Here is a 21,667-nt window from a genome sequence, read left to right as displayed (position 1 = left end):
TTTAAGCAAGCATAAAGTGCTTCCTTTTATTTCTTAATTATAATAATCTCTAGCGACTCGCTTTAATCATTCTATCTTTTCCAAACATATCTTCTCGCAACTCCACATTCTCAAAGCCTATTACTTTTAAAAGATCAATCATTTCTTTTCCTAAGTATTCATTAATCTCAAAATACAAGAATCCATTTACAGAAAGATTTTTAAAAGCTAGCTCACCTATTTTTCTATAAAAAATCAATGGATCATCATCTGAGACAAAGAGCGCGCTATCGGGTTCATTACTCAGTACATTATCTCTCATCTCCTTTTTCTCGAGCATACGCACATACGGAGGATTACTCACGATAATATCATATTTATGCTCTAGTTCCTCTACGGCTAGTACATCTTGATTATAAAAAGTAACATCCACCTCATTCCTTTTTGCATTTTGATTTGCTGTTGCAAGGGCATCTTGAGAAATATCAATCGCCTCAACATGCGCGTTTGATATATTTTTAGCCAGCGAGATTGCGATGCATCCAGAACCCGTTCCTATGTCAAGAACCCTCAATTTTTCTTGCGCGTAACTCTTAATAAAGCTCTCAGCTTTATCTGTAATAATCCACTCAACGAGTTCTTCGGTTTCTGGTCTAGGTATTAAGGTAGCGGGATTTACTTGAAATTCCATCCCGTAGAATTCTGTAGTACCTACGATATATTGGATAGGTTCGCTACGTGATAATCTACCAGTTACATCATTCAAATGTGTAAGAGCAGATGTGGAGATATCCATTTTTCGCGAAAGCGAGACCTCTACCCTATTCATTTTTAGCACATGTTCTAAGGTAAGAAAGCAAAGATTTTCTACCTCTTCTGGCTCGTACATAGCTGCGAGCTGCTGCCTGAAATCAATGCGAAACTCGTCTATATTCATAAATCAATTATCATATGCACTGGGCAAGAAAAATGCCCTGTATCACCCATAGGACCGTCTATGTATCTAAAACCTGTGCGCTTGTATAACTTCTGAGCCGCCTCCATATAAGGCATGGTCTCTAGGTAGCATTGCTCAAAACCAAAATCACGAGCTTGATTGAGACAAGCATCCATCATTTTCGACCCTAGACCGCGGCCTCTCGCTTCTTCTAGAAAATACATTTTCTGCAATTCACACACGTTACCATCATAATTATCCAGCTGTGCAACACCTGCACACCCTATAATTATTCCGTTGTCCTCCACCACAAAATACTCGGCTTTTGGTCTGCTATAATGCTCAAACATCGTGTCTAAAGCAACATCTGCATAAGCAGTCCCTACCTTAGGAACACCTAGATCTACAAGTACCTTTCTCACAACTGCCGCTACTTGAGCATTGTCTTCTTTTTTAATCGGTCTAATGATTGGTTTGTCCATCACGCGTAAAGGGTTATTTTTGTGATGTGAAGATACATAACACCTACATAAATCGCTGTATTGCGCTAGCAAAAAATGGACTTCCCGCAGCCATGCCTAATCCGTCTGTGGGAGCAGTACTCGTGCACAACAACAAGATTATAGCCGAAGGTTATACAAGCGCTTATGGTGGGCCTCACGCAGAGGTGAATTGTATTGCTTTCGCGAAAGCGAATACCCCAGAACTAATAGCAAAATCGACCTTATATGTATCTTTAGAACCTTGCTCGCACTGGGGAAAAACACCGCCATGTGCAGATCTTGTAGTTGCTTCTGGTATAAAAAAAGTTGTTATAGGAACCATTGATCCTTTTGCCAAAGTAGCTGGCGCAGGTATTAAGAGATTAATACAAGCTGGAGTTGATGTCACCGTGGGTGTTCAAGAAAAAGAATGTCAAGAAATCAACAAGCGTTTCTTTACCTATCACGAGAAAAAGAGACCTTACGTCATTCTAAAGTGGGCAGAAACCGCAGATGGATTTATCGCTCCAAAAACACGAGGTGCTCAACAACCTGTATGGATTACAAATAGCTACTCGCGACAACTCGTTCATAAATGGCGCAGCGAGGAAATGGCAATCCTCGTAGGTGGAAAAACTGTACTAGAAGACAACCCTAGTCTAACCACGCGAGATTGGGAAGGTAAAAACCTACTACGAGTTGTTATTGATACTAAAGGAAATCTAGAGAACAACCTTACCGTTTTTAATCAGGAAGCTGAGACACTTGTAATAGCATCAACAGAATCTCAACTCATAAGCGAGACACTTTATGATAAAGGAATCCAATCTGTAATTATAGAGGGTGGCGCGCAGACATTACAATATTTTATTGATGCAAATCTCTGGGATGAGGCACGTATTTTTAAAGGCAACATTAGTTTTTCTGATGGCACAAAAGCACCTCAACTTTCACAGCATTTTCTATTAGAAAAAACAGACACGATTCTAGACGACACCCTACACTATTATAAAAACTCAAGCATTTGATTTACTTACTTCTTAGTATTGCTGCATCTAGTTTCATCTTTGTAGTATTTAAACTTTTTGCAAAGTTTAATGTAAACACCCTGCACGCAATCATTGTAAATTATGTGATTGCCTGTTCTTGCGGACTATTGCTATATGATGGACCTACAACTATCGCTGTAATTCCTGAGCAACCTTGGTTTTATGCATCGGCGGGGCTAGGAGTATTATTTATTCTTGTTTTTAACTTAATGGCAGCAACAACACAACGCAGCGGACTCTCAGTAGTCTCTGTTGCTACTAAAATGAGTGTGGTTATCCCAATACTTTTTGGTGTACTCTATTACAGAGAATCTCTAGGCATACTAAAGATTATAGGAATTCTAACGGCACTTGTCGCTGTGTATCTTGCTTCTATAAAAGCAAAAGACGGGATTGCTATAAAAAAAGAAAACCTCACCTTCCCTATCCTTGTGTTTTTAGGCAGCGGAGCTATAGACACGAGTATAAAATTTATAGAAGGTGCTTATGTAAATGAGAGTGATGTGCCCATCTTTGGCGCAACTATTTTTGGAGCAGCTGCTTGTATTGGTTTTCTAGTGATTATTTATCAAATGATTACAGGATTTTTTAAGTTTGAGTTTAAAAACATTATCGCTGGAATTTGCTTGGGAATTCCTAATTACTTCTCGATTGTAATGCTCGTTATGGCACTTCGAGATTCGGCTTTTGAGAGTTCGACCTTATTTACTGTAAATAATGTAGCCATTGTGATGGTGAGCACTTTTATTGGAATTCTACTTTTTAAAGAAAAATTACTCCCAAAAAACTGGATTGGAATTGGACTAGCAGTAATTAGTATTTTGCTAGTTTCTATGTCTTAGTGCCACTAAAAAGTTAGAAATCACTTAATGAATTTTGTTTTTTTTAGATACGCTTTCGCGAAAGCGCAATAATCCTCGCCCTATAATATTACTGCAGTTTTCTGAGACGGCATAACACTTAACGCCTGCTATCATGGAATCTACAAAACATTCACACTGTAACATTTACTTTTTTTAAGCTACATATCCACGTAACCAAAATGAAAATGATATGGGATTCGGTGGAGCAGCTCTTGCAGCAAATCAAGTAATACGTAACAATAGAAATCTACTTAAAAATAAGAGAAATGTAGGAAACCTATCTTTTGTCTCGAGTACCAATGAGAAATGGGTAGACCCCAAAAAAGCAACTTTTGATCAGTTAATGGAAATAAGAACAAGAATACGCTATGAAAACAAAGTACGTTTGTATAAAATCATTTTCCTCACCATTTTAGGTTTTGTAGCACTTATCCTTCTACTTGCTTTAATTCCTTGGGATTTAATATTTACAAATACGTTTAACCCTTATAGCCATTAAAAATATTGACGAGCTTACTCTCTACGATATTGCTTAGTCTCCTCAAAAACATGATTCAGGATTGCTTCATCTTGTTCTGTGAGTTCTAGATCACGACGCGCCATGGCAATTTTTGCAGTTTCGTAAGCCTTATCTGTTTTGTGTGTTACAAAGCCGCTAGCGCCTCCCCAAGAAAAAGAAGGAACAAAATTGCGAGGAAATCCGCTTCCAAATATGTTTGTTGCTACGCCAACCATTGTACCAGTGTTAAACATGGTATTAATACCGCACTTAGAATGGTCTCCCATCATCAACCCACAAAACTGAAGTCCAGTATTTGCAAAGCGACCTGTTTCATAATCCCATAACTTAACAGGAGCGTAGTTATTTTTTAAGTTAGAATTATTAGAATCTGCACCTATATTACACCATTCTCCTAGTACACTATTTCCTAAGAAACCATCATGACCTTTACTAGAATAACCCATAAGTACGGAGTTATTTACCTCTCCGCCTACTTTACAGTGAGGACCTATGGTTGTGCCGCTATAAATTTTGGCTCCCATTTTTACAGCTCCATGATCACAGATTGCAAAAGGGCCACGTATGAGTGCGCCCTCCATAATCTCTGCATCTTTACCTATATAGATAGGTCCATCTGTAGCATTGAGATGTGAGTAATGAACTGTAGCTCCTTCCTCTATAAATATCTGATCTTTATTTATCGCTATTACGTGTGCTGGTATATCTTCAGAATCTCTATCCTCGGTAAGCATCTCAAAATCTCTAGTGATTGCTTCGCCATTTTTGGCAAAAATATCCCAAGTATGCTCGATTCTTAAAATATCTGAGGCCGTATAATCTATACTTTCATACGTATCAAAATCTACTTCTTGACCTTCTTGTACTGAAAAAGCAATAATTTCTTCCCCATCAAGCAACACTTGCTTTGATGACAAGTTTTTAATAATATCAGCTAAGTTGTCTGAAGGAAGATATGATGCATTAATCATCACATTTTCTTCAAGCTCTATCATGGGCCACTTATCTGAAAGATACTCTTCTGTTACAGTTGAGGTCGTTGAGCCAAGCACAAATTCCCACTTTTCACGTATGGTCATAATACCTACACGCAAGTCTGCAACAGGTTTTGTGTACGTAAATGGTAAAAGCTGATTGCGTACGTTTCCGTCAAAAAGGATAAAGTTCATGGATTAGATTTTAGTCTCTACATAAAGCGCATGAGACAGATAGACTTAAAGATAAAACTTATTAAAAACGAAGTTACTTATTATTTACGAGGCTTCTTTACTAAAAGTGTCCACTCAAAGTTAAACTCAGATACTTGCACACCATCTTTATTTGTCCCTATAGCTTTCATCCAGCATGTTTGTCCTTCTCCAGTAGCTACAGCATTTGCTATAGCTTCTTTAATAGCTAGACCATCATCACACACAAAGTTAATCCTACCTGTAGCTTTTTTTGTAAAGCTCGCATTATTGTTTGCTACAAGCATTGATATTTTCTGACCGCTTTCTTGTATGTGAGCAATTACTAAAGCTCCCGTAGCAAGCTCTGCCGCCATCCCTTGTACTGCCCAGAACATACTATTAAATGGATTCTGATTAATCCATCTGTGTTTTACAGAAGTTGTACAAGAGTTAGGAGAAAGTTTTTTTACACGTACTCCCGAAAGCCACGCAGATGGAAGCTTAAACATTGTGAACGTGTTGAATTTACCTGGTAAGGGGAATGACATAATATCTAATTTGAAGCAAAAATAGGCAATAAAAAAGGTTCCCAAATAACAACCTTTTAAGAAAGAATATATAAATCTTTAATTGTCTATCAACTGTATTTTTAAGTAACTCCCTATACCTGTACCTGTACCACCCAATGGGTTTGCTAGAAGAACAAAATCTCCAGATCCAAAACCAAAATTATAGGCTTTTCCAGCAGTAAGGCGTGCAACACCCGTATATGTTTTTGCACTTCCTACAGAACCGCTTCCACTTATCTCAACTTCCGCCTTAGGCATAGAAAAACGCATTACCCATGAACCTGTATCATCTATTAAGCCAGCCACATAATTAATATTTGTAGTGTTAATTCCAAAAATAGTCAAGGTAATTGTCACTTCGTAAATCCCAGTAAGAGGAGCTACAAAAGTACTTGTACTGCTATTAAAATCATCTCCTGCGTCAATGAGCTCTGTAATAGTATCTATTTTATAGATTCCATTTGAATTTGCAACATTGCCAGCAAGTCTAGAATCATAATCAGAAATTAAGCGGCCTCTAAAGTTACCTAGCAAACTGCTAAGTTGCTTCTTCACATTACCATGACTATCAATTACTAGCGGCACATCATCTGTAGATGTGCTAGCTGCTGCATCGCGCACTCGTAAATCACCATTTACATCTAACATTGTGGTAGGATGAGCAGTATTTACCCCTACTTGAGACCACATTAATTGAGTTAACAACAAGGCTATTATACACAAAGGGGTTTTAATAATATGTCTTATTTGCATGACTTTCTAATTGTAAAAAACCTTAATTGGTTTCAATGATGCAAATTTAAGGCGCTCACGCAAATGTTAAATTTCAAAAAGTTGCAAGCTAGATTTTTTAGACAAAAGAACAATTTCACAAGCTGTAATACGCAACACCACTCTATTTACATGACATTAGTTATTTATTTCACTTGAAATAAGCAGATTCACAAATCTTAATTAAAAGTTAATTTTTAGTACTATGCGTAACAAAGTACCTTTTTTTAGATATATATTTGCATAAGACATTAATAGACTATGGAAACTAGCATTACAACACATCAAAAAAATATAGGTACTTTAATACACCTATCTACATTCTCTAAATACTTATTTCCTTTTGGAAATTTTATTGCACCTCTCATTTTATGGAGCGCTCAAAAAAGGAATGCTGCTTTTATAGATAAGCATGGTAGAGATGCCATCAATTTTCAATTAAGTATTCTATTATACCTCATTGCCTTAGTTGTCACTAGCATTCCATTCTTTATTTATTTCGCAATAAGTGCAGGTAGTGGAAGCGAGAGTTTACTCACAAACGGTTATATAAATGATCCGAGTGATTTTGCCGACTTGGGAGGGTTTCTTATTACCGCAATAGTTGTTGCCATTCTTGCACTAGGAATTTTTCTAGTAGAAATAATTTCGGTGATTTCGGCAGCGGTTAAGGCATCTCAAGGGGGTATTTACAAATTCCCGCTTACTATCAACTTTATTTCTGCGGCTTCGGTTACAGATTCTCAAGAGACTTCATCACCTATTGAGGACAACACGGTAGTTTAATATATGAGGTACGCTTTCGCGAAAGCGTAAAAAAGAAAAATCATCAATCAATCAATCAATCAATCTCCCAATAGCTATTGGGACAAAAACGAACAGTTTAATGCATTTAAAAATGAACATCTATGAAGATTGAAAACACCAAAGCGCAGATGCGTAAGGGCGTGCTAGAGTATTGTATCCTCTCTGTATTAAAAGACGAGGATGCCTACGTAGCAGAGATCTTAGGCACACTTAAAGACGCTAAGTTGCTGGTGGTGGAAGGAACGATATACCCACTACTTACACGACTCAAAAACGCAGGCTTGCTCAATTATCGCTGGGAAGAATCTACCAGCGGGCCGCCACGTAAATATTACGGACTTACCGAAACAGGTAAAATATTTTTAAAAGAACTCTCAACCACTTGGGATGAGTTACAGACCGCAGTAACGGTAGTAACCGCCACTAAAACCGCAACAAAATGAATAAGACAGTAAACATAAATTTAGCAGGGGTTTTCTTTCACGTAGATGAGGATGCTTACGGTAAATTACAGAGATATCTTGCTGCCATCAAACGTTCTTTTGAAGGCGTACAAGGGGAAGACGAAATCATAGCAGACATAGAAGCGCGTATTTCAGAACTTTTTTCTGAACGTATTAAAGACGAACGCCAAGTTATAAGCACTAAGGAGCTTGACGAGGTTATCGCTATCATGGGACAGCCAGAAGATTATATGGTGGACGACGATATTTTTGAAGACACAGCGTCTTCTCAAAAATCTAGTCGCTCTTCAAGTAAAACACATCAAGCTAAGCGTATCTCAGACCGAAGGTTTTTTAGAGATACAGATAATGCTTACATAGGTGGTGTATCTAGCGGTATGGCACATTACATGGGACTTGATCCTTTGTGGGTTCGTGTAGGATGGGTATTACTTATTGCACTTACTTGGTTTACACTAGGTGGAACGGCTCTTATATATCTTGCGTTATGGGTATTTGTACCAGAAGCACAATCTACGGCAGATAAACTCGCAATGCGGGGAAAGGCTGTTAACATTGACAATATCACAGAAAAAGTAAAAGAAGGATTTGAAAATGTTGCAGACACGGTTAAGAACGTAGATTATGATAAGTACGGTAATAAAGTAAAAACAGGAGCTCAAGGAGTTTTTGGAACTTTAGGAAAGATCATCATGTTCTTCTTTAAAATCATTGCAAAAATTGTGGGCGTACTATTAATTATCACCGGAGCAACAGTAGTGATTTCATTATTAATCACACTACTTACTGGAGGAGTAGTAGATATTTTTACTCCTAACCTAGCAGACATGCCGTGGATTTCTAATGATACAGGCTTACCTATCTGGCTTATGTTACTACTCGTATTATTTGCAGTTGGGATACCTTTTTTCTTCTTGTTTTACTTAGGATTAAAAATTCTTTCTTCTAATGTAAAATCAATGCCCTTAAGTGCAAAACTAAGTTTACTAGGATTATGGCTTATCGCATCAATCACCATTGGAGTATTTTCTGTAAAACAGGCTATACAGTATTCTAACCTCGAGGCATCAAAAGTGACTACTACAGAGACACTCGCAATTACAAAGAATGATACGCTACGTATCAAAATGAGAGGAAGTGAGCGTTTTGATATTCCTTTTGGGAGGTCTTCTCAGTATGTACAGCTTATTAATAGCAATACAGAAGATGTAGCTGTGTATAGAAATGTACGTCTTATAGTACGATCTACTCGTGACAGTCTTGCATATGTGCAAACAGTAAAAAGAACAAAAGGATCATCATACGACGTTGCAAAAGAACAAGCAGAAGCCATGATGCTCAACTATGACTTATCTAATAATGAACTAGCCATAGATGGTTTCTTTACTGGAGAAAGAGATGCACAATATAGACATGTAAGACCAAGTGTTGAGTTTATAGTGTACCTCCCAGAAGGAGCTACACTCATCGCAGATGAGAATACGTACTCCTACCATAGAAATGACAGACAGTATCGTGATATTCTAGACAATGGTGATGAAGAAAAATTTCTTACCGTAGGTAATGGCAAACTTATATGCAGCACTTGTCCTGAGGATCGTGACAATGATGATGATAATTCTTGGCAACAATCTGATGATAATGATGCTTGGGAAGAGCGCAGTTACAGAGAAGGTGAAGATACACCAGCGTGGGAGACAAATAATCAAGCTCCAGACTCTCCTACGCCTCCACCGACTCCTCAAATTGATAGAAATTCGATTAATTAATAAGAGATAATGTCCAAGCTCACTACTTTCATTACAATCCTGCTGCTACTCCCTATAATTGGAGTAGCACAGGTTTCTAAATACAGTAATCTTTATAAAGAGATTCTAGCTACAGATACTACACTCTTTGACTCCTATAATACCTGTGACCTCGAGACTCATGCTTCACTCATATCAGAAGATTTAGAGTTTTACCATGATAAAGGAGGACTGTCTACAAGCAAAGAAGAGTATATAACCTCCATGAAGGCAAATATATGCGGCAAGGTGGAAAGAATACTTACTCCGGATACTTTTGAAGTGCATGAGATTAAAGATTTTGGAGCCATCGCGCTAGGGAAACACAGTTTTCATAACCTTGTAGAAGATAGCTATTCTGAGCCTAGTAAGTTTATCACCATATTAAAAAACACAGAAAACGGCTGGAAAATCACTCGTGTAATAAGCCTGCACTAATCATCTTTACAACTCAGTCACAAATAATCACAGTTGGGTAGGTTACGCTTTCGCGAAAGCGGACTTATCTACATCTTTACATCATCAATCAAAACAATCAATAATTCATCAATCTAAAACCAACCACCATGACAACACTTATCAAATTTATTATTGGGTTTCTCGTCGCTACACTCGTAACTTCTTGTCAGTTTGACTTCAACATAGGTCAAATCCAAGGCAATGGAAATGTAGTTACAGAAGATTTAAATATCACAGAAGACTTTAACGAAGTCTCAGCTGGCGACGGATGGGAAGTTTTTCTAGAAAAAGGAAATACAAATGGCGTAATACTAGAAGCAGATGAAAACATAGTAAACGCTGCGGATATCTATGTAAAGGATGGGAAGCTAAAAATTTATTGTGATAAAGGAATAGGTAACGCAACCTCAAAAAAGGTTTTTGTAACCTACTCAGAAAACCTAACCGTAGTGAGCGTAAATAGTGGTGCTAGTCTTACTACAAAAGAAGCGCTCACTGGAGATGAAATAGATCTTGACGCATCATCTGGAGGAACATTACGCGTTGAGGTTACCGTAAATGACGTAGAGACCAACGTGAGTAGCGGTGGTGTAGTACGCATCTCGGGAACAGCAAATCGTGTAGATGCATCTGTTTCTAGCGGCGGCGTTGCAAGAATAAGCAAACTCAAATCTGTATCTGCTATCGCAGATGCTTCTTCTGGAGGAGTGATGGATGTATATGCATCACAAGATCTAAGAGCAGACGCATCATCTGGTGGTGTCATAAATTATTATGGGAAGCCAGCAAACGTAGATAAACCAAAGGAAAGTTATTCTGGTGGTATCATACGCTCAAAGGATTAAACACTACCTCATCAATCAAATCAATACACAACAAAGGCTCGATAGTATCGAGCCTTTGTTATTTTATAAATACACGCTAAACTTATAATTCTCCTTTTATCTGTAAGAATTGCGCTTGAAGCATTGCCATTTTTTCCTCAAGTCCATCTGCAAGTTCTGGCACTCTGTGATAAAACACATAGCGTATGCGCCACAGCTCTTTCACTTCCTTGATAGGGAATTCAAGATCATCTATATTCTTATGATCTGCACGTAGTGTAATAGTGTTTCCTGAGAGGTAGCATCGCCTCAACACGAGCTGATCTTCAAATACAGCGAGCACTAGATGACCATTATTTAGTTTCTTGTAGACATCTTTCGGTATCATCTCCCCTATTACAATATCCTTAGGAAAGAGTCCTTTGTCATTACTGCTCATCTCAAGATTATCTACCGTAAATGCTCTGAACTCCTTGTCAGGATTGATAGGCAACTGTAAGACTTGCATATCACTTACAAAAGCTTCTTTATCATTATAGAGAAGATATTCTTTTGCGTTTTTTGAAGTTATGCAAGGAATACTGGCAAAGGCTTGCTTTGTGATGATATCATGATCTGTTGTAAGATTTGCTTTGAATTTGAGTAAACTATTTACCGTAAGCTCTTTTGTGAGTAAGTCATCGATAGGTATGCTAAAATAATTAGCAATCTTAATAATAGTATCTATTTTGGGTTCACTCCTACCTTCTTCATAAGCTCCTAACGTCCCTCTTTTCAAGTCAAACAGCTCTGCAAAGGACTGCTGACTCAATGTCTTGACAGTTCTAATCTTTCGTATGTTTTTTCCAAAAAATGACATATTTTGCTAATTTTATTTGCAAATCACAAATTTGTTTGTATATTTACCTAACAATTTTAGCAAAAAGAATTCACTTTTGCTAATTTATTTAGCTTTTTCGCGAAAGCGTAAAAGTATCATCATCTATTCATCAATCAAAAAACAATCATTATGACCACTTTAATTATTTACATCCTGAGCCAGTTATAAACAATTGGGTATTTACAGAGACAAGTTTTCGTATTATTAACCTTCCAACGCATTGGAATACAACATCAACACTCTTTATGAAGAACCATTTTAATATAACACGAGATTTTTTACTGGAACTTAACTTTAATATTACCACAGAAAATACGGAAGATGGTATTATGGTAGTACAAAAAGAAAACTCAGGAATTAAAAATCTCATTCTAGGCGTTGCTCCTCCTATCTTAATCATAGAGCAGTTTATTTTTACCATAAATAACCAGTCTGAAAAGATTTTTAAAAGTCTGCTACAAAAAAACCGCGATATCATTCACGGAGCATTTGTACTAGATGAGACAGGGAAGAAAGTAATATTTAGAGATACCTTACAAATAGAAAATCTAGATTTAAACGAACTTGAAGGAAGCTTAAACTCGCTCAGTTTATTAATGAGTGAATACTCAGATCACATTATCGAATTTTCAAAATACTAAAACACAACGTTATGAACATATTTAAAAGACTTTTTAAAATAGGCCAGGCAGAAGCAAATGCTTCTATTGATAACATGGAAGATCCTATTAAAATGACCGAGCAAGGCATAAGAGATATGAAAGAGGATCTCAATAAAAGTGTAGAAGCAATGGCTCAAGTAAAAGCCATGGCAATACGCTCAAAAAACGAGCGTGATGAGCACCAGGAGAAAGCAAAAGATTATGAAGGTAAAGCAATTGCCATTCTTAAGAAAGCACACGCAGGTTCTATGGAAGCTACAGACGCAGACCGTCTAGCAAAAGAAGCACTTGCCAAAAAAGAAGAAGCACAAGCTCATGCAGATCGCGCTGGTGAAGACACTACAAAATTTGAAGGAAATGTAGCCCAGCTACAATCTACTATCCAGACTATAAAAGATAATATAGGAAACTGGGAGAATGAGCTTAAAACGCTTAAAGCCAGAGTAAAAGTAAGCTCTGCCACTAAGAATGTAAACAAGCAGATGGCTGCTCTTGACAGTACTGGAACCGTAAGTATGCTAGAACGTATGAAGGAAAAAGTAGCTCAAGAAGAAGCCCTAGCAGATGCTTATGGCGATATTGCAAATGCAAATAAAAGCATAGATGACGAGATTGATGCTGCAGCAGATACTAGCAAAGAAAAAGTAGACGACGAGCTTGCAAAGCTTAAGGAACAACTAGGTCTCGACAAGGACAAAGCATAAGCACGCACCGCATTGCGTTACTAGCACTTTGGATTATGAACCATTAAAACCACCAACCATTGGATAACTATTTCGAAATTTTATTTTCACCAGTAAACATCACGTTAACGATACTACTGTCTCTACTCCTTGTCTATTGGATATTTACAATGATCAGCGGTGTAGACTTTGATCTAGATGTAGATGTAGACATCGATATCGATGTGGACGTAGATGCAGATATTGATCTGGATTCTGGTCTCGAAGGCGGCAATATGGATTTCTCAGATGTAGCAAATGCAGAGGTAGATCGATCACACGTTGTAAATAGAAAACGTAAGCCTCTTAAATGGTGGCAAGTCGTTTTGATTTACTTCAATTTTGTCGGACTTCCATTTATGTTTACGTTTACTTTTTGGATCTTTATATGGTGGTTTTGTTCCCTTATTGTAACATCTATTACAGGAAGTTACGAGAATACATTTGGGCACCTTATCGTCTTAGCTTTTATGATTCCTGCGCTATTTATTAATAAAATTATCACGACTCCTTTCAAGTCATTCTTCAAGAATTTAAATAAAGATGGAGACAAGGCAGTAGATTTTCTTGGTAGACAAGCCACTTTATTATCCACAGTTTCTGGAGATAAAATGGGTAATGCAGAGCTTCAGGCAGATGGCAATACGATGAGCATTTATGTGAAATCACTAGATGGTTCTGAGTTACGCTTTCGCGAAAGCGTCCTAATCATCAAACAATCAACAGATAAAAATTATTTCTACGTCAGTAAAGATTAATCTATGCTGATACCAATCATTATTATTTAAAAGAAAATTAACCAAAACCAAAAATCAGTTTCTATGGATGCAATCCCATCGTTTGTAATTACCGGAATAGGAATCCTCTTATTTCTCGTTGTCGTTTATTTCGCAATCATCGCGATGTTCTACAAAAAAGTACATCAAGGTCAAGCCTTGGTCCGTACTGGATTTGGTGGAACAAAAGTTGCAACAGACAAGGGACTTTATGTAGTACCAGTATTCCACCGTGTAGAAGTAATGGACGTTTCTGTAAAGAAAATCCAAATTGAGCGTCTCGCTACCGAAGGTCTTATCTGTAAGGATAACATGCGTGCAGATATTAAAGTGGCATTTTTTGTTCGTGTAAATAACGAAGTGGAGTACATCAAGAAAGTGGCTCAAACCATCGGTGTAGAAAGAGCTTCACGTCAAGAAACACTTGAGGATCTTTTTGAAGCTAAGTTTTCTGAAGCGCTTAAAACCGTAGGTAAGAAATTTGACTTTATACAGTTATATGAATCCCGTCGTGAGTTTCGTGATGAGATTGTAGATATCATTGGTACAGATCTTAATGGTTATACACTAGAAGATTGTGCAATCGATTATCTTGAGCAAACGTCTGTTTCTTATTTAAAAGCAGATAATATTCTTGATGCAGAAGGTATCAAAAAGATTACAGATCTTACCGCTGCACAAAACGTGCAATCTAACTTGATTAAGCGTGATGAGGAAAAAACCATCCGTAAGCAAGATGTAGAGGCTCGTGAAGCAATCCTTGAACTAGACAAACAACTTGCCGAAAAAGAAGAACAACAACTTCGTGAGATTGCCAACATAAAATCTCGTGAAGGTGCAGAAACACTTAAAGTAGCAGAGGAAGAGCGTCTCAAGTCTGAAACAGCTCGTATCGCTACAGAAGAAAAAGTAAAAGTTGCCGAAGAAAATATGCAACGCCAGATTATCGTTGCCGAAAAGAATAAGCAACGTACCGAGGCTGTAGAAACAGAACGTGTAGAAAAAGACCGTTTACTAGAAGCAACCGAAAGAGAACGCGTGGTTACACTCGCTCAGATTGAAAAAGAGAAAGTAGTAGAAGTTGAGAAAAAGAATATTCAAGATGTAATAAGAGACCGCGTAGTTCTTGAAAAAGGAGTAGTTGAAGAGCAGGAGAATATGAAAGATATTGAGGCTTTCAAAACTGCAGATCGTAACAAACAAGTTACCATCACAAATGCTGAGAGTGCTGCTCAAGAAGATTTGATTAAAACTATCAAAGCTGCAGAAGCATCTAAAGAAGCTGCTAAGCAAAAAGCAGAAGAAATTAATATCGAAGCGCTTGCACATAAAGAAGCAAGTGAGAAAGAAGCAGATGCACGTAAGATTCTTGCCGAAGCACAAGCTAAGGAAGAAGCAACTGTAGGTATGTCTGAGGCACAAGTAATGCACGCTAAGGCAGATGCAAACGAGCGTCAAGGTATTGTAGAAGCGACTATTATTGAGAAGAAGGCACTTGCAGAAGCAGCCGGAATCCAAGCAAAAGCAGAAGCAAAACGTCAAGACGGACTTGCAGAGGCAGATGTAATCAAAGAGAAAGCTCTTGCAGACGCAGCGGGAATCGAAGAGAAAGCAAATGCAATGAAGAAACTTGACGGTGTAGGTAAAGACCACGAAGAGTTTAAACTACGTCTTGATAAAGAACTTCAAGTTGACCTTGCAGAGATTAATATCCAGAAAGATATTGCAGATGCGCAAGCACAGGTAATTGGTGATGCTCTTAAAGCTGCAAACATTGATATTGTAGGTGGTGAGACCATGTTCTTTGACCAGATTATCGGGCAAATTACAAAGGCTAAAGGATACGACAGATTAGTGAAGCATTCTGACACCGTGCATGAAGTAAAAGATGCCATTTTAGGTAGTGATGATGTAAAAGGAAACTTACTTGAAAAAGTAAAAGAATTTGCAGATAAGTACGGTATCTCTTCTGAGGATCTTAAGAATGTGACCATTGCAAATCTTTTAATGGACTTAAAATCTAAGTCGTCAGATAATGATGAGCAAACCTTATTCAGCAACCTATCTAACCTTGCAAAGGGACTTGGGTTATCTGATAAGAAGTTGAGATAATTATATAAAGGCAGTAACAGTTTGCAGTCGTGAGATTGCAAACTGATCACTGTTCTATCTCAGTGCGCTTTCGCGAAAGCGTAAACCTCCATTTTCTGTGGAGCTATACTACCTATAAGTCAATCATTAAATCAACGCACAGTTTCCAATATCTATGGCAAACGAAACTCCAGATACACAACCTAAAGCATCACAGTCACTAGACGGCGGTACCTATGAGATCATACAAGGCAGACTGCAAAAGCAGAAAATCGATCTCCAAGAACGCCTTCAAAAACTGAATGAGGAACGTAAAGATGTCTTTGGTTCCCTTGAAACCAAGCTCATTGCAAATGATCGTATCAATACAGAGAACAATTGTATTGCTCGTGATATTGTATCATTGAATAATCTATGCCTTTTTGGATATAATGTGCATTTTGGATTGCGCACAGACATTCACTTGAGTGATGTTTTTAGTGCTTATGAGTTTAAGGACAATCGTTTTGAGCCTAAACCGCTTACGTTATTAGAAGATGATATTTTTCTTCTTGATTTTGCAAATCTATACAAGTACTACCGTAATACTATTTTCTCAAAATTTGCCATCATAGGGAATTACCTGTACATGGTGTTTCAGCTAAGTGATAGCGTTACAGATATTAAAACATTTAAGTGGCTTATAAGCAACGACACCTTAAAATATGTAGATAATCGTAGTGAACACGAATACAAGTTTCCAAAACAACATGATTTTAAGTGGATAGAAGCTACGCGCGATATGCATCGTTATGGTGTGCACGCACACGTTTCTATACTTGACAAGGTATTTGTAGAAACCATAGGTGGTGATCTTACTATTAAAATAGAGGACAACACAGAAGAAGGAAAAGGAATCCTTGACGAACCTGTGGAGCACATCGACCAGACACTTGATGATGGGCAATACCGTTATGCAGATCTTGGTAATTTACTGGCGCTTGAGATTAAACCTTTTCAAGAGGAAGCTCGTTATTTTGTCTATAATCACAAACTCAAGCAAGTTCAAAAAATACAGAGTGTAAAAGACACTTGTGTACTACTACCAGATGATCAAGGTATCATTTTCCCGACAGGGTACTACTTGCAAACAGGAGAGTATAACATCTTTGATAATGCAATCCCAAATGTAAAATTTCAAGAGAAAATCAGTTCGCCTAACGGAGAAGATTTCTTGTATATTTTTTACTCCCCAGAGGCAGGACTTTACAACTTGATGTCATACAATGTGATTACTCAAGAGATTAAAACTCCCATTATCTGTAATGGATTTACCGTATTGCAAGATGGCCAGCTATGCTATTTTAGAACCGAAAATGAGCAAACCAAGCATCACGTGATACAGATCTGGCAAACCCCATTTTTAAAGGGCGATTATATGCCCTCTCAACACGAGGACACGCTACTCTATAAAATAGGAAACAAGGATATTGTAAAGGCAATGGCAGAGGTTAACGGCCTTGTCACGCTACTCAACAAGGAGGATAATTACGATGGATTATATAGTGATCTAGCCAAGTTTTCTAAAGATATTCTTGACACCTATTATTGGCTTCCAGAGCCAGAAACACAACAGCTTAACATACCACTTACTGAGATAAACGGAGCTGCAAATGCTGCAATCGACGAATTTGAAAAAGTGGTCCAACTTAAGCGTAATGCTGCCAAGCAAACGCAAGAGATTCAGAAAAAGGCTGACGAGATTTTTGGTAAAATAAAGAGCACCTCTTTTAAATCTATTAATGATTTTGTGGCGCTACTCACACAGTTACGATCGTTGCGTGGAGAGACCATCTCGCTCAATGACATACGCTATGTACATCCCATTTTCGTGAAAACGCTAGAGGAAGAAATCGCGGTACAGACACAAAAAATTTCAGAAAAGTGTGTACAGTTCTTACTGGACGACAAAGCCTTAAAACCTTATCATGAAGCAGTAGCTGAGAAGAAAGGCGCGATGGAGAAGATCAAGAAAGTGATCGAAGCCAAAAAGCTTGAAGAAGAAGTAAATCAGATTGCGACAGATCTTGAATTACTTATTGACATTGTTTCAAACCTTGATATAGAAGACACCTCCCACTCTACTAAAATTATTGATGATATCTCGCTCATTTTTGCGACTATCAATCAGTTAAAGGCTGGGATTAAGAATAAGAAAAAATCACTAGGAAGTGCAGAAGCACAAGCAGATTTTGCTGCCCAACTGAAGCTTATTGATCAAAGTATCATAAACTACCTAGATATTGCCACCACGCCAGAAAAGTGTGATGAGTTCCAGACTAAAATCTCTATCCAGCTGGAAGAGCTAGAAGGAAAGTTTGCAGACTGGGATGAGTTTATCACGCTCATTATTGAAAAGCGTGAGGAAGTGTACGGAGCTTTTGAAGCACGTAAAAATGCACTTGTAGAAAAGCGCAATAAAAAGGCGATGGCATTAAAAAATGCCTCAGAACGTATCTTGAAAGGTGTACGTAAAAAAGCCGAAAGCTTTAAAACAGCTTCGGAAATAAACGGATATTTTGCCGCAGATCTTATGATTAATAAGGTGCGTGATATCGTACAGCAACTTAAAGAGCAAGAAGATACCGGCAAGGCAGAAGAGATTGAGACTGGACTTAAAACAGCTCGTGAAGATGCGCTGCGCAAGCTCAAAGACAAACTAGATCTCTATGAGGATGGAGATACGGTAATACGACTTGGCAAGCATAAATTTGGTGTAAACAAGCAACCGCTTGATCTCACTATCGTGCTTAAAGATGGCGCGCTTAACTATCACCTCACAGGTACCGATTTTTACCAAGAACTCTCAAATGAAACGCTTCTCGCTTCTCGCCATATCTGGGATCAAGAATTTGTATCAGAAACTAGCGAGGTGTACCGCAGTGCCTACCTAGCTTATAAATTATTTAATAAACTAGACAAGCACACCCTACTAGAAGCTGGTGATGACGCGCTACTTGGGATAGTGCAAGAAGAAAGCCGCAATGATTATGCAGAGGGCTATGTAAAAGGGGTACACGATGTAGACGCGACTAAAATTTTAAAGGTACTCGTACACAAACACAACGAGCTAGGATTACTCACCTACGCCCCAGAAATTAGAGCATACGCGCAGTATTTCTGGAACAGCATTGACCCAAACACTCAAAAAACGCTTAACCAGTCTATAAAGGCTTCGGGAGAGGTGTTGCAGTTTTTTCCAGATGCAAAGGAGTACCAATTTATTGTTGAGACGTTAAGTGAGGAGATACACGCTTTCGCGAAAGCGGAATCCCTTTTCTCACCAGAGTTAAGTCAGACCATTGCGACCTACATCTTTGATGAACTTCAAGGGGACACAGAGTTTGTGCGTAGTAGTGTTGCGGTGCGTTTAAAAGACGCTTTCGCGAAAGCGTTAAAACAACAACAGGCAGACCTTAAGTTTAAGAAAAGCTATGAGTCACTACCTACTCTAAAAGGGAAAGTGCAGCTCGTAAAACAATGGGTAATGGCCTTTGTGCGCACCCAAAAAAGCCTAACAGATGTGCGCTACGTAGATGAAGTGGTGTGTTTACTACTCTTTGAAGATGAGTCGGTTTTAAAGACAAAAGCGGCTTCTCCTCATGAGAAAATTACTGGCTTAAGCGGTGATCACAGCATGATAACCAAAGGTGTTTTCAACTTTAACTATCACGACTTTACGGCTAGGCTCAACTTATTTGTAACAGAGCAAGTACCCGCATTTGAAACATTTAAGAAAGCAAAACATACGGTTACTGAAGAATTAAAAGAAAGCTTAAAACTCGACGAATTTAAACCAAGAGTGCTTACATCCTTCGTGCGTAATAAGCTGATTGACCAAGTGTATTTCCCATTGTTTGGTGATAATCTTGCCAAACAATTAGGAACCGTAGGCGATAACAAACGTACCGATCGTATGGGTATGTTGCTGCTTATCTCTCCACCAGGATATGGTAAAACGACTTTGATGGAATATATCGCAAACCGTCTAGGACTTGTTTTTGTAAAAATTAACGGCCCAGCGATAGGTCACGAAGTTACGTCTGTAGATCCAGAAAGTGCCACAAATAGTGCCGCTCGTGAAGAACTCAAAAAACTGAACGTCGCTTTTGAGATGGGTAACAATGTGATGCTATATCTAGACGATATACAGCACTGTAATCCAGAGTTTTTACAAAAATTCATTAGCCTTTCTGATGGTACACGTAAGATTGAAGGTGTGTATAATGATAAGTCTAAAACTTATGATCTGCGCAGTAAGAAATTCTGTGTGATAATGGCGGGTAATCCATATACGGAGAGTGGAGAGAAATTCCGTATACCAGATATGCTTGCAAACAGGGCAGACATTTATAACCTGGGAGACATCATAGGCGACACGGAACATCTGTTTAAGCTCAGTCTTATTGAGAATTCGCTCACTGCAAATCCGCTACTGCAGCAATTGAGCAGTACGCATTTTGATGATATCTATACACTCATAGACCGCATAGAAAATGGAACCCAGGACAGTCAGCTCAAAGGAAATCACACTGCTCAAGAAGTAGCAGATTATACAAAGGTGCTAGAGAAGGTAATCACCATACGTAACACAGTACTCAAGGTAAATGCAGAATACATACGTAGTGCCGCGCAAGAAGATGCCTATCGTACGGAACCTTCATTTAAACTTCAAGGGTCATACCGTGATATGAATAAACTCGTAGCAAAAGTGGTTCCTATAATGAACGACGCTGAGCTTGCTACATTGTTACTATCGCACTATGAAAGTGAGTCACAAACACTCACTTCAAGCGCAGAGGCAAACCTACTAAAGTACCGCGAACTCATTAATGCGCTAGATGAAACGCAGCAAGAGCGCTGGAACACGATGAAAGAAACCTTTGTAAAAAATAATAAACTCAAAGGTTTTGGTGATAAGAACGAGATGGCACAAATACTCTCTCAGATGATGGAGTTTACCGAGAATCTAGAAGGGATTAAGAAAGCGCTGGAGAAGGGGTTGGAGAAATAATTAAAAAAACATCTCCCCTAGCCCCTCTTCGAAGAGGGGAATACTCAGAGTAATTAAAAAACTTTATAATTATTAGTACTTTGACAGTACATTTAGAATAAAAAATAAAATTCATGAATATTAGAATATTTTTAGTTTTGGTAGTTACTATTCTGTTTTCGATGAAGCTCTCAGCTCAAAAGAAAATGAACCTTTATTTTAAGGATGGCACTATTAAAACTGGCTACATAGAATTTAAAAAAGACGAAGTCAAATACAAAGAAAGTCAAAAAGGTAAAAAGGAAAAGTTTGATTACACACTTTTAGATTCAGCTGCAACACCTATTAACAAAAGAGCTAAACGACAGCTTAAACCTAAAACTGTTTATTTCATTCCAGAAGGGAAAAATAGAAAGAAAATCGGTGTTTATGAGCTAGTGATTTCTGGTCCATTAAATTTATATAAGAAGACTAATCTCGCTGGATATTCAACAGTATGGGTAAGTACTGGCGCTGGAGGCTTGGGAGGCTCTGCGATACCTATGGCTGGCAAAAAGAGAGTCGCTTACGGCCTCAAAAGGACAGATGAACCTACTATAACAACATTAGGAGGAAAAGATACTTCTGTCGCATTTATAAAGATAGTAGATAGCTTTAAAAAGCACAGTGAAGAGTACTTTTCTGATTGTCCTACACTAGTACAGAATATAAAAGATGAAAAGAGAGGTTTTAAACAAAGTGAGTTAAAAAAAATCACCTCATTTTATAATACCCAATGTAAATAGCTAATTAGAATAAAATTAAAAACGACAGCTCTCGCTGTC

At 38.0% G+C, this 21,667-nt stretch carries 20 protein-coding genes; 14 read left to right on the top strand and 6 right to left on the bottom strand.

From position 1 onward, the window contains the following. Positions 1–49: 49 nt before the first annotated feature. Together prmC and DCS32_RS09905 are read right to left on the bottom strand one after the other, a co-directional pair. Positions 50–916 carry a peptide chain release factor N(5)-glutamine methyltransferase gene (gene prmC, locus DCS32_RS09910; protein ID WP_108878121.1) on the bottom strand — a complete coding sequence of 289 codons (867 nt, stop codon included), beginning with the start codon at positions 914–916 and terminating at the stop codon, positions 50–52. Next, positions 913–1,398 (bottom strand): GNAT family N-acetyltransferase, encoded by a 486-nt coding sequence (locus DCS32_RS09905; RefSeq protein ID WP_108878120.1) that lies wholly within the window; start codon positions 1,396–1,398, stop codon positions 913–915. Before DCS32_RS09905 ends, prmC begins: the two co-directional genes overlap by 4 nt. Before the next feature lie 26 nt (positions 1,399–1,424). Between DCS32_RS09905 and ribD the strand changes: the two genes are divergently transcribed. The 3 genes from ribD (at position 1,425) to DCS32_RS09890 (ending at position 3,809) form a co-directional block, all read left to right on the top strand. After that, positions 1,425–2,426: a bifunctional diaminohydroxyphosphoribosylaminopyrimidine deaminase/5-amino-6-(5-phosphoribosylamino)uracil reductase RibD gene (gene ribD, locus DCS32_RS09900; RefSeq protein WP_108879277.1), complete on the top strand. Its 1,002-nt coding sequence runs from the start codon at positions 1,425–1,427 to the stop codon at positions 2,424–2,426. Beyond that, positions 2,423–3,289, top strand: a complete 867-nt coding sequence (locus DCS32_RS09895) for a DMT family transporter (protein ID WP_108878119.1) — start codon at positions 2,423–2,425, stop codon at positions 3,287–3,289. The genes ribD and DCS32_RS09895 overlap by 4 nt, the downstream gene beginning before the upstream one ends. A gap of 211 nt (positions 3,290–3,500) precedes the next feature. Beyond that, entirely contained in the window at positions 3,501–3,809 is a 309-nt protein-coding gene (locus DCS32_RS09890; RefSeq protein ID WP_108878118.1) for a hypothetical protein, read from the top strand. Positions 3,810–3,823: 14 nt separating this feature from the next. On the opposite strand, the gene DCS32_RS09885 is transcribed toward DCS32_RS09890, so the two are convergent. From DCS32_RS09885 to DCS32_RS09875, 3 genes are all read right to left on the bottom strand, one after another. Then, positions 3,824–4,999: a GlmU family protein gene (locus tag DCS32_RS09885; protein WP_108878117.1), complete on the bottom strand. Its 1,176-nt coding sequence runs from the start codon at positions 4,997–4,999 to the stop codon at positions 3,824–3,826. Between the two features lie 80 nt (positions 5,000–5,079). Next, the gene (locus DCS32_RS09880) at positions 5,080–5,547 is read right to left on the bottom strand and encodes a DUF4442 domain-containing protein (RefSeq protein ID WP_013749934.1); all 468 of its coding nucleotides are present in this window, start codon (positions 5,545–5,547) and stop codon (positions 5,080–5,082) included. A gap of 78 nt (positions 5,548–5,625) precedes the next feature. Further along, positions 5,626–6,258 carry a hypothetical protein gene (locus DCS32_RS09875; protein ID WP_108878115.1) on the bottom strand — a complete coding sequence of 211 codons (633 nt, stop codon included), beginning with the start codon at positions 6,256–6,258 and terminating at the stop codon, positions 5,626–5,628. A 342-nt stretch (positions 6,259–6,600) separates the two neighbouring features. Between DCS32_RS09875 and DCS32_RS09870 the strand changes: the two genes are divergently transcribed. The 5 genes from DCS32_RS09870 to DCS32_RS09850 all read left to right on the top strand — a co-directional run bounded on the left by DCS32_RS09870 (position 6,601) and on the right by DCS32_RS09850 (position 10,701). Next, on the top strand, positions 6,601–7,125 hold the full coding sequence (locus DCS32_RS09870; protein WP_108878114.1) for a DUF4870 domain-containing protein: 525 nt from the start codon (positions 6,601–6,603) through the stop codon (positions 7,123–7,125). Between the two features lie 122 nt (positions 7,126–7,247). Further along, a complete protein-coding gene (locus DCS32_RS09865; RefSeq protein ID WP_108878113.1) occupies positions 7,248–7,589 on the top strand; it encodes a PadR family transcriptional regulator in 342 nt (113 codons plus the stop codon). Continuing rightward, the gene (locus DCS32_RS09860; RefSeq protein WP_108878112.1) at positions 7,586–9,379 is read left to right on the top strand and encodes a PspC domain-containing protein; all 1,794 of its coding nucleotides are present in this window, start codon (positions 7,586–7,588) and stop codon (positions 9,377–9,379) included. Before DCS32_RS09865 ends, DCS32_RS09860 begins: the two co-directional genes overlap by 4 nt. 9 nt (positions 9,380–9,388) lie before the next feature. Then, on the top strand, positions 9,389–9,835 hold the full coding sequence (locus tag DCS32_RS09855; RefSeq protein WP_108878111.1) for a nuclear transport factor 2 family protein: 447 nt from the start codon (positions 9,389–9,391) through the stop codon (positions 9,833–9,835). A 128-nt stretch (positions 9,836–9,963) separates the two neighbouring features. Then, on the top strand, positions 9,964–10,701 hold the full coding sequence (locus DCS32_RS09850) for a head GIN domain-containing protein (RefSeq protein ID WP_108878110.1): 738 nt from the start codon (positions 9,964–9,966) through the stop codon (positions 10,699–10,701). An 82-nt stretch (positions 10,702–10,783) separates the two neighbouring features. On the opposite strand, the gene DCS32_RS09845 is transcribed toward DCS32_RS09850, so the two are convergent. Further along, positions 10,784–11,539, bottom strand: coding sequence for a helix-turn-helix domain-containing protein (locus DCS32_RS09845; protein ID WP_108878109.1), 756 nt, complete (start codon positions 11,537–11,539; stop codon positions 10,784–10,786). 266 nt (positions 11,540–11,805) lie between these two features. Here DCS32_RS09845 and DCS32_RS09840 point away from each other — a divergent pair, with 266 nt between their 5' ends. From DCS32_RS09840 to DCS32_RS09815, 6 genes are all read left to right on the top strand, one after another. Continuing rightward, a complete protein-coding gene (locus tag DCS32_RS09840) occupies positions 11,806–12,201 on the top strand; it encodes a molecular chaperone Tir (RefSeq protein WP_013749943.1) in 396 nt (131 codons plus the stop codon). A gap of 11 nt (positions 12,202–12,212) precedes the next feature. Then, positions 12,213–12,926 (top strand): PspA/IM30 family protein, encoded by a 714-nt coding sequence (locus DCS32_RS09835; protein ID WP_108878108.1) that lies wholly within the window; start codon positions 12,213–12,215, stop codon positions 12,924–12,926. A gap of 59 nt (positions 12,927–12,985) precedes the next feature. Next, positions 12,986–13,702 (top strand): OB-fold-containig protein, encoded by a 717-nt coding sequence (locus DCS32_RS09830; RefSeq protein ID WP_013749945.1) that lies wholly within the window; start codon positions 12,986–12,988, stop codon positions 13,700–13,702. 63 nt (positions 13,703–13,765) lie between these two features. Then, positions 13,766–15,832 carry an SPFH domain-containing protein gene (locus DCS32_RS09825; protein ID WP_108878107.1) on the top strand — a complete coding sequence of 689 codons (2,067 nt, stop codon included), beginning with the start codon at positions 13,766–13,768 and terminating at the stop codon, positions 15,830–15,832. Positions 15,833–15,986: 154 nt separating this feature from the next. Then, complete coding sequence (locus tag DCS32_RS09820) at positions 15,987–20,864, top strand: DNA repair ATPase (protein WP_108878106.1); 4,878 nt, start codon at positions 15,987–15,989, stop codon at positions 20,862–20,864. Between the two features lie 113 nt (positions 20,865–20,977). Beyond that, on the top strand, positions 20,978–21,628 hold the full coding sequence (locus DCS32_RS09815; protein ID WP_108878105.1) for a hypothetical protein: 651 nt from the start codon (positions 20,978–20,980) through the stop codon (positions 21,626–21,628). Positions 21,629–21,667 lie beyond the last annotated feature (39 nt).

It is taken from the genome of Dokdonia sp. Dokd-P16, assembly GCF_003095655.1.
In the GTDB taxonomy this organism is placed as follows: domain Bacteria; phylum Bacteroidota; class Bacteroidia; order Flavobacteriales; family Flavobacteriaceae; genus Dokdonia.
This window is presented reverse-complemented; position numbering and strand designations above follow the sequence as displayed.

What these genes read in the sequence shown, in the direction of transcription:
- prmC (WP_108878121.1), bottom strand. Translation starts at nt 916, where the DNA reads ATGAATATAGACGAGTTTCGCATTGATTTCAGGCAGCAGCTCGCAGCT.
- DCS32_RS09905 (WP_108878120.1), bottom strand. Translation starts at nt 1,398, where the DNA reads ATGGACAAACCAATCATTAGACCGATTAAAAAAGAAGACAATGCTCAA.
- DCS32_RS09890 (WP_108878118.1), top strand. Translation starts at nt 3,501, where the DNA reads ATGGGATTCGGTGGAGCAGCTCTTGCAGCAAATCAAGTAATACGTAAC.
- DCS32_RS09885 (WP_108878117.1), bottom strand. Translation starts at nt 4,999, where the DNA reads ATGAACTTTATCCTTTTTGACGGAAACGTACGCAATCAGCTTTTACCA.
- DCS32_RS09880 (WP_013749934.1), bottom strand. Translation starts at nt 5,547, where the DNA reads ATGTCATTCCCCTTACCAGGTAAATTCAACACGTTCACAATGTTTAAG.
- DCS32_RS09875 (WP_108878115.1), bottom strand. Translation starts at nt 6,258, where the DNA reads ATGTGGTCTCAAGTAGGGGTAAATACTGCTCATCCTACCACAATGTTA.
- DCS32_RS09870 (WP_108878114.1), top strand. Translation starts at nt 6,601, where the DNA reads ATGGAAACTAGCATTACAACACATCAAAAAAATATAGGTACTTTAATA.
- DCS32_RS09865 (WP_108878113.1), top strand. Translation starts at nt 7,248, where the DNA reads ATGAAGATTGAAAACACCAAAGCGCAGATGCGTAAGGGCGTGCTAGAG.
- DCS32_RS09860 (WP_108878112.1), top strand. Translation starts at nt 7,586, where the DNA reads ATGAATAAGACAGTAAACATAAATTTAGCAGGGGTTTTCTTTCACGTA.
- DCS32_RS09855 (WP_108878111.1), top strand. Translation starts at nt 9,389, where the DNA reads ATGTCCAAGCTCACTACTTTCATTACAATCCTGCTGCTACTCCCTATA.
- DCS32_RS09850 (WP_108878110.1), top strand. Translation starts at nt 9,964, where the DNA reads ATGACAACACTTATCAAATTTATTATTGGGTTTCTCGTCGCTACACTC.
- DCS32_RS09845 (WP_108878109.1), bottom strand. Translation starts at nt 11,539, where the DNA reads ATGTCATTTTTTGGAAAAAACATACGAAAGATTAGAACTGTCAAGACA.
- DCS32_RS09840 (WP_013749943.1), top strand. Translation starts at nt 11,806, where the DNA reads ATGAAGAACCATTTTAATATAACACGAGATTTTTTACTGGAACTTAAC.
- DCS32_RS09835 (WP_108878108.1), top strand. Translation starts at nt 12,213, where the DNA reads ATGAACATATTTAAAAGACTTTTTAAAATAGGCCAGGCAGAAGCAAAT.
- DCS32_RS09825 (WP_108878107.1), top strand. Translation starts at nt 13,766, where the DNA reads ATGGATGCAATCCCATCGTTTGTAATTACCGGAATAGGAATCCTCTTA.
- DCS32_RS09820 (WP_108878106.1), top strand. Translation starts at nt 15,987, where the DNA reads ATGGCAAACGAAACTCCAGATACACAACCTAAAGCATCACAGTCACTA.
- DCS32_RS09815 (WP_108878105.1), top strand. Translation starts at nt 20,978, where the DNA reads ATGAATATTAGAATATTTTTAGTTTTGGTAGTTACTATTCTGTTTTCG.